At 35.3% G+C, this 6,234-nt stretch carries 5 protein-coding genes; 4 read left to right on the forward strand and 1 reads right to left on the reverse strand.

Annotated features, from left to right (window positions below; all coding sequences use genetic code 11):
* A partial coding sequence (locus AC07XN_RS22870) for a hypothetical protein (protein ID WP_494744739.1) occupies positions 1–264 on the forward strand: 264 nt, incomplete at its 5' end.
* A 73-nt stretch (positions 265–337) separates the two neighbouring features.
* Here the strand turns inward: AC07XN_RS22870 and AC07XN_RS22875 are convergent.
* Positions 338–2,662, reverse strand: coding sequence for a TonB-dependent receptor (locus AC07XN_RS22875; protein WP_494744740.1), 2,325 nt, complete (start codon positions 2,660–2,662; stop codon positions 338–340).
* A gap of 361 nt (positions 2,663–3,023) precedes the next feature.
* Here AC07XN_RS22875 and AC07XN_RS22880 point away from each other — a divergent pair, with 361 nt between their 5' ends.
* From AC07XN_RS22880 to AC07XN_RS22890, 3 genes are all read left to right on the forward strand, one after another.
* Complete coding sequence (locus AC07XN_RS22880; protein WP_309924153.1) at positions 3,024–3,530, forward strand: RNA polymerase sigma factor; 507 nt, start codon at positions 3,024–3,026, stop codon at positions 3,528–3,530.
* A gap of 263 nt (positions 3,531–3,793) precedes the next feature.
* Positions 3,794–5,263 carry a bifunctional phytoene desaturase/3,4-desaturase gene (gene crtID, locus AC07XN_RS22885; RefSeq protein WP_494744741.1) on the forward strand — a complete coding sequence of 490 codons (1,470 nt, stop codon included), beginning with the start codon at positions 3,794–3,796 and terminating at the stop codon, positions 5,261–5,263.
* Between the two features lie 34 nt (positions 5,264–5,297).
* Positions 5,298–6,140, forward strand: a complete 843-nt coding sequence (locus tag AC07XN_RS22890; protein ID WP_494744742.1) for a phytoene/squalene synthase family protein — start codon at positions 5,298–5,300, stop codon at positions 6,138–6,140.
* Positions 6,141–6,234 lie beyond the last annotated feature (94 nt).

The raw sequence follows: 6,234 nt of genomic DNA on the forward strand, positions 1-6,234 counted from the left end.
GTCACTAATGGATTACATTATTTTAGATATAAATTTCCGGATAAAAGCAATACCAAATTCAATATAAAAAGGTGTTTTTTAAATGAATATCTTGAACTTTTAGATACTATTTTTAGTAATGGTACTTTTAACTTTAATAGGGATGCTTTTCGTAAATATTGTACAAAAACAAATAGTGATGGACCTTGTGGTTATGCTGTAATGGTTGGACTGACAGTAAATATCATTGATTTTTATAATCACAAATTACAAGTGACTTATTGAAATCATATTTGTTTATGTATCATCTAGCAAAAAAGCCAATAACAAAAACACAATTTATAAAGCAAAAGCTTCTCTAAAACCCATACTTCACCCTAACCGAAATATTCCTCCCCATCTCATCCGTAAAGTACCTAAAACGATTGAGGTACTCTCGGTAGGCTAAGTTAAAGGCATTGCTTATACTTAAACCAATACTTACTTTTTTGATAGTGAAGCCTGCATCTGCTTTCCAAAGACTATAAGCAGGTGGAGGAGGTAGGAAATCGCTATTTTCCTCTACTCTGGTTTGTTTGGCTACTAAAGAATTACTGATACTGATAAAGGCTCCATGCTTTTTGAAGTCGTACTTTAAAGTGCTTTCCAGACGGTCGGAAGGAATGTTTACCATGTATTGATTATTCAAAACATCCTTGGCTCTTACCATCGAATATTTCTCGGTAATTGAGATTTTCTCAGTAATCAAATAATTGGCAGAGAGGTCAATTCCTGCAAAGCGAGCGTTTACTTGGGTATAGTCAAAAGCTGGGAAAGCGCCACGTACAGTAAGCACAGTTTGTAAAACCCCATTTTCAGAACGAGGTTTTAGATAAATAAAATCATCAATGAAATTCAAATAGGGACTAAATTCCAGACTAAATTTTTCGCTAGTATAATTGGCAGAGAAGCTTAAATTATGAGCTACTTCGGGTTGTAGATTAATATTGCCTTTCTCATAAGCTGCCGCTCCGTGGTGAATGCCATCAGAAAATAATTCATTCATATTGGGTGCTCGCCAAGCAAGCGCTGCATTGAATTTAAAATCCCATTCATTATTCAGCGTATAAGTAGTACCAGCAGTAGCCGAGAAATTATTAAAACTAAATGAATTGTTATAAGCTTGATTATTGAAGGTAAGTCCATAAGCCTCAGCATTTCTAAGGTCATAGCGAAAACCAGTTTCAAATTCCCAACGATTTTTCAAATAACGTTCTATCAAAAATATTCCTACTGTACTTACTTGATAATTAGGAATGAGTACGGTATTCACCAACGGCTTTTTCAATTCATAAGAGGAGGAAAGATTTTCCTGATACATGCCGCTGATACCCACAGAACCTGCAATTTTATTGAAAAGTGGCTTATGGTCGAGTAATAACTCACCTGTATACGTCGTAAGCTTAAAATTTAAGGTATTTAGATTTCTGTTTCCTCTCGGAACGTCATACTCTAAACGCCAGTCATATTGACGAGCCAGTGTAAGTGTCCATTTCCCCAAATTTTCAGCAATAGCAAAGCTCTTTAGCTTTAATAAATGATGGGCTAAGTCTTGGTTGGGGCGATTGATGTTATAACTTGGTGAAGTCGGCGTATAAGCTTCGTTAGGTTGGGGGTTATTTATAGCGTTCTGTAAGTCTGTTGTGTTACCAATGTGTGAACCTGCAAAAATGCCTAACTGAGTATCGAAATAACTAAAAAATAGCTCGCTACCATAATGTATTTTGTTGTAGCCAAGTGCTACGGAGAAATTCCTTTCTTGTACTCCCGTATTCGCCATATAATAATTGGCAGTTTTCAAATCACCTCCGCGTTTGTAAGTGCCTTGCACACGCCATGAGAAACCTTTCAGTTGAGCCAAGCCACCTTCTGCAATACCAGAAATCACACCCATGCGTCCATTTGAAAAACCAGCCGTATTGATTTCACCATGAATATTAACAGAATCGGGTAGGGGGGCGGGTTCTACCATGATAACGCCTGCAATAGCATCCGAGCCGTAGCGTACGCCAGCAGCACCTTTGATAACGGTTAATTTTTTGGCCACAAATGGGTCAATCTCAGGGGCATGTTCACTACCCCATTGTTGTCCTTCTTGACGAATGCCATTATTTAAAATCAACACCCTATTTGAATGCATTCCATGAATGATGGGTTTGGAAATAGAGCTTCCCGTTTGCAGGGTAGTTACGCCAGTAATGCCCTTGAGGGATTCTCCTAGACTTTGTCCACGGGTTTGGTCTAAGGCTTGTCCTTCCAAGATACCTTTTGATTGTGTAACATCCTGTACTTTTTTGCCACTTACTACTACTTCTTGCAAATGCTCATCTTTATCTTCTAAAGAAAAATCTTCGTGGTGTTCAGCAGTGAGATTGACAGGTACTTCCACTTTCTGGAAGCCTACCGCTTGACAGATTAATACATAATTCCCTTGGCACAGATTTTTAAACGAATATACTCCCTTGGCATCTGTAAAAGTTGAGATGTTGGTGCCTTTTATATAAATAACCGCACCAGGCACTACTTGGTGAATATCTTTTTCATGGACTACTCCCTGAAGTGTACAAAAACAATTTTGAGATTGTGCGATTGTCGAAATCCCATTTAAGATAAATATCGTAAGTATAATATATATGCTTTTCATGAACGATGATGAAGATTGAGCATGCAATTTACTGATATTTTGGCAATGGATTTCTAATATTTGCAACAATATTGCATTAAAATTTATTGCAGCTTATCATTTAACAAAAAGATATACATACCAACGAATTATTTAATGTACCTAGAAAGTTGATTTTGTTTAATTAATTTAAAATTAAATTAAACAGTATTGAATGTATGGTTATATCGCTTTATTGGCCGTTTAGTGGTGTTTTGTAGGTTAAATTAATTAAATTAAACTAACAGCTATCGTTTTGTATAAAATTAATTCAAAAAACATTTGTTTTTTTGTTTATATAATTCATATATTTGTTAAACAAAACATCAACAAGATTGAAGCTATGACGGCATTAGAATTTACATATCATATTGGAAAAGTATCAAAGTCATTAAAGCCCTTCGCTATGAAACTTACAAGAGACTATGAAGAAGCCAATGATTTACTTCAAGATACTTTATTAAAAGCCTTCACCAATCGTGATAAATATACTGAGGGTACTAACCTAAAGGCTTGGTTGTACACTATTATGAAAAATACGTTCATCACTAATTATCAAAGGATGATTAGGAAGAATACTTTCATAGATACTTCGGATAACCTTCATTATATCAATTCAATAGAAAGTAGCACTGACAATTTAGCTATTAGTAGTTTTGCTATGAATGATATTAACAGTGCTATATCAACCCTAGAGGAGTCTTATAAAACTCCTTTTATCATGTATTTCAGAGGGTTTAAATATCATGAAATTGCAGAGAAATTAAATATTCCAATCGGAACAGTTAAGAATAGAATTCACATAGCTCGTAAAGAGTTGAAAGATAGATTACATATGTACTCGTATTAGTTGATTGTTTGAGTTACGCTTCATCATTACCATGAACTCTTATCAATTAGTTAATATTATGGTTACTGCCAGTCAGCAAAACCATAATCTATAGTTTTTTGGTTAACAGAAGAATCTCACAAAAGGTCGAGCAGTAGTTCGACTTTTTTGTTATGCTGATTGTCTTAAAAAGACATTAATTATAAATCAATCAAACAAAACAAGTTTATCTTTGTTAGAAGCTAATAAGGAAATGTATAAATCTCCTTCGGGAACATTGTTCAATGAAAGTAATAGTAATAGGGTCAGGATTTTCAGGATTATCAGCTGCAACAAGTTTAGCAGATAAAGGATATGAGGTTACTATTTTGGAAAAAAATAGTATTGCGGGAGGAAGAGCAAGGGTTTTTGAGGCAGAAGGCTTTACTTTCGATATGGGACCAAGCTGGTACTGGATGCCTGATGTTTTCGATAATTACTTTGCTAAGTTTAATAAAAAACCAGCTGACTATTACGATTTAGTTCGCCTAGATCCTTCATACGCAGTGATTTTTGCCGGGAATGATACGGTAGAGCTACCAGCAAGCCTTGATGAATTAGGCAATTTGTTTGAAGGAATGGAAGCGGGAAGTAAAGAGAAATTTAAAGAATTTTTGCGTCAAGCTGAATACAAATATGATGTAGGAATGAATCAATTTGTATGGAAGCCTTCTGTGAGTATTACAGAATTTTTGAGCTTGAAATTACTATATGATGTAGTTCGCTTAGATGTATTTCAATCTTTCGCCTCGCATATTCGCAAGTTTTTTAAAGACGAGAGAATCTTGAAATTAATGGAATTCCCTATTTTGTTTTTAGGGGCTACTCCCGAAAACACTCCAGCGATGTATAGCTTAATGAACTATGCAGAAATGAAATTGGGAACTTGGTATCCGATGGGGGGTATGTTCAAAATCGTAGAAGGAATGGTTGCCTTGGCAAAGGAGAAGGGGGTGACATTGCATTTAAATCATGAGGTTCAGAAAATAGAGGTAGTAAAAGGTGCTGTAAAAAAAGTAATCACTAATCAAGGTGAATTTATAGCTGACGTAGTAGTAGCCAGTGCAGACTATCATCATGTGGAGGATAAATTACTAGAAGACGAATACCAAAATTATGATGAAGATTATTGGAACTCCAGAGTGATGTCTCCTTCGTCGCTTTTATTTTATCTAGGGGTTAATAAAAAGATTCCTAAATTATTACATCATAATTTATTTTTTGACGAAGATTTCAAGGTGCATGCCCATGAGATTTATACAGCACCACAGTGGCCATCAAAGCCATTATTTTATGTTTCTGCTCCTTCAAAAACAGATGATAGTGTCGCTCCTGAAGGTTGCGAAAATATATTTTTGTTGATACCTGTAGCACCAGATTTAATAGATACCGACGAAACCCGCGAGCAATATTATCATATTATCATGGAACGGCTAGAGAAATATTGTGGTGTTGCTATTCGCGATTCAGTGGTTTTCAAAAGAAGTTATGCTCACAACGACTTTAAAGCTGATTATCATGCTTTTAAAGGTAATGCCTACGGTTTGGCAAATACATTGATGCAAACAGCACTTTTAAAGCCATCTTTGAAAAGCAAAAAAGTAAAAAATTTATTTTATACAGGACAATTAACCGTACCAGGGCCTGGTGTACCACCATCATTGATTTCGGGCATAGTAGTGGCTGAAGAAGTAAGTAAGGCATTCAAAGTTTAGTACAAACTCAGCAAATAAAATCAACTACCAGTTAATGAACCACATGGATTTATATACAAAGACAACCCTCGGATGTAGTAAGCTCATTACAGAACATTATAGCACGTCTTTTACTTTAGGTATAAAAACTTTAGATAAACGTTTTCATTTACCCATTTATGCAATTTATGGCTTTGTTCGTTATGCTGATGAAATCGTAGATACCTTTGAGGGTTTCGATAAAAAAACATTATTGAGCCGTTTTAAAGCTGAAACGTATGTGTGTATTAAAGAAGGGATTAGCCTCAATCCTGTGTTGCACTCTTTTCAATTGATTGTGAATCAATATAAAATTGACCATGAGTTGATTGAAGCGTTTTTACATTCGATGGAAATGGATTTATATTTTGCCGACTATAATCAGGAAGGATATAAGGAATATATTTATGGTTCGGCTGAAGTAGTGGGTCTGATGTGTCTAAGGGTTTTTTGTGAGGGCGACACTGCAATGTATGAGGCATTGAAAAACGATGCAAGACGATTAGGCTCTGCTTTTCAAAAAGTTAATTTTTTAAGAGATATTAAGTCAGATTTTCAAGAAAGAGGACGGACGTATTTTCCGAACGTAGATTTCAGGAATTTTACTTTAGAGGACAAAAAAACGATTGAAGATGATATTCAAGCAGACTTTGATGCTGGTCTGCAAGGAATCCTTGCATTGCCTAAAGGGGCAAAATCAGGAGTATATCTGGCATATAGGTATTATCTGAGGCTTTTTGATAAAATAAAGCTTTGTCCTGCCTCCAAAATTCAGAATGAGAGAATCAGAGTACCAGATTTTCAAAAAATTGCTTTATTAGCAAGTACGTATTTTCAAATAAGGCTCAATTCCCTTTAATTTCTTCAGTATTCATCTCAAACATGAGTCATCCCGAATTTTGTGGATGGCTTGCCCAATAAAAACCTCCTTGTTTATTTTGTGAATTACGACA

The sequence above is a fragment of the Arcicella sp. GW458-12-2-14-TSB2 genome (genome assembly GCF_059423785.1).